Origin of the sequence: Leucobacter sp. M11 (genome assembly GCF_035726885.1) — a bacterium.
Lineage (GTDB): Bacteria > Actinomycetota > Actinomycetes > Actinomycetales > Microbacteriaceae > JAPFRB01.
Window position 1 is genome coordinate 269007 of the sequence record NZ_JAPFRB010000004.1, and the last position, 1738, is coordinate 270744.

Sequence of the window (1738 nt, forward strand, 5' to 3'; positions counted from 1 at the left end):
AGCAGGAACGCTTCCGCCCGCACATGCCCGTGCCGACGACGACGATGCCCATCGCGGTGGTCTCGGAGAACCCGCCGACCGGCGCAATCCGGCAGCCAAAGGACCGCCGCATCGTGCCGCAGCAGCCCGGCGGCGCGAGCGCGGGGGAGACCCCGACGAGCGTTCCCGCCCCGGAATCGGGCACCGCCCCGGAATCAGGCACCGACCCGGAAACAGGCACCGACCCGGAAACAGGCACCGACCCGGAGCCGCGCGCGTAACGTCCCGCGCCGCATCATTCAGCGCCGCATCAATCAACTCCGCTGAATCAACTCCGCTGAATCAACACCGCCCCGGGGCGACCGCCGCAATCGTCCGGGAGACACCTTCGGCGAGTTCCAGCGCGAGGAGCGGCCCGCCGCCGGAGACGCGCTCCGCCGTGAGCGCGTGCACCCGGGCGGCCGCCCCCGCGAGGTCGCGAAGCCGTTCTAGGGCGAGGACGGTCCCGGCCGCCTCGGCATCCGCCTCAGCATCCGCCTGCGCCCCGGCGAGGAGCGTCCCGAGGATTCCGGCGAGCACATCGCCCGTGCCCGCGCTCGCCAGCCACGGGGTGGCGGCGGGCAGCCGGCGGGCGGCGATGCCCGGCGCGGCCACGATCGTCCGCGAGCCCTTGAGGAGCACGATCGCCCCGAAGCGCTCGGCGGCCCGCTGCGCGGCTCGCGCCGGATCGGCGAGGACGGTCGCGAGCCAGGCGTCCTCGCCGGTTCCGCCGGGGTCGTCCGCCGCGGCCAGGAGCCGGGACAGCTCACGGGCGTGCGGGGTGAGGATCACCGGAGTGCGCGGCCGGGCCTCCTCGGCCGCCAGCTCGCGCACGAGGCCGAGGGCCCCGGCGTCGAGAACGAGGGGCACCCCGTCCCGGTGCGCGTCGCGCACGCGGCGGCTCAGCCCGGGGGAGCGGGTCGTGGCGTCCGTGCCGGAGCCAACGAGGAGCGCCTGCACGCGGCCGTCCGCGGTCACGGCCTCTGGCCGTCTCGCCAAGACCGCCCGCGCGGTCTCCGCGTCGCCGAGGAAGCGGACCATGCCCGGCCCCGTGCGCAGCGCGGCCTCGACGCCGAGCACCGCGGCCCCCGGGTACTTCGCGGAGCCGGTCACGATGCCCAGCACGCCGCGCGAGTACTTGTCGTCCTCGGGCCGGGGCGCGCGCAGGGCGGTTGCCAGGAGGTCATCGTGCCACTCGATCACGGACATACCCCCACCCTACGCCGGGGCTCCGCCGGGGGCAGATGACGCACCGTGACGGTGTGTGACCGGGGGTGACGGCCGCGCTGGCGGGGTCGCGCCGCGGGCGTTTATCGTCGTGGCATGACCTCCTCACTCGCGAGCACCATCGCCCCCACGTCCGAGTCCGCCGAGACCATCGCCGAGCGTTCCGCAGCCCTCCGGGCAGCCGGTGCGGCGTGGACGGAGCGCATCGCGGCCGACCCGCGCAACGCGCTGATCCGACCGAGCGCCCGCGGCGTCGGCGGAGCCGGGGTCAGCACCCAGATCCGCACCGGTGGGCACGAGCTCGTCATCGACGAGCCGGCCGGCCTCGGCGGCCAGAACACGGGCGCGAACCCGGTCGAGCTGGCGCTGTCGGCCCTGATCGGCTGCCACGTCGTCGTGTACCGGCTCTACGCCGAGGCGCTCGGCATCCAGATCGACGAGATCTCCGGCAAGGCCGACGGCGACGTGGATGTGCGCACCCTGCTCGGTCTCC

General features: G+C 75.3%; 2 protein-coding genes and 1 pseudogene. 2 read left to right on the plus strand and 1 reads right to left on the minus strand.

The genetic code is table 11. The features are described 5' to 3' along the window. Positions 1–260 (plus strand): annotated as a pseudogene (locus OOT08_RS13295) (hypothetical protein); the annotation flags it as partial. Positions 261–321: 61 nt separating this feature from the next. Here OOT08_RS13295 and OOT08_RS13300 read toward each other — a convergent pair. Then, complete coding sequence (locus OOT08_RS13300; protein ID WP_325093236.1) at positions 322–1227, minus strand: ADP-dependent NAD(P)H-hydrate dehydratase; 906 nt, start codon at positions 1225–1227, stop codon at positions 322–324. A gap of 114 nt (positions 1228–1341) precedes the next feature. Here OOT08_RS13300 and OOT08_RS13305 point away from each other — a divergent pair. Next, a partial coding sequence (locus tag OOT08_RS13305; protein ID WP_325093238.1) for an OsmC family protein occupies positions 1342–1738 on the plus strand: 397 nt, incomplete at its 3' end.

Coding starts and splice junctions, on each gene's coding strand:
- OOT08_RS13300 (WP_325093236.1), bottom strand. CDS start 1,227: ATGTCCGTGATCGAGTGGCACGATGACCTCCTGGCAACCGCCCTGCGC.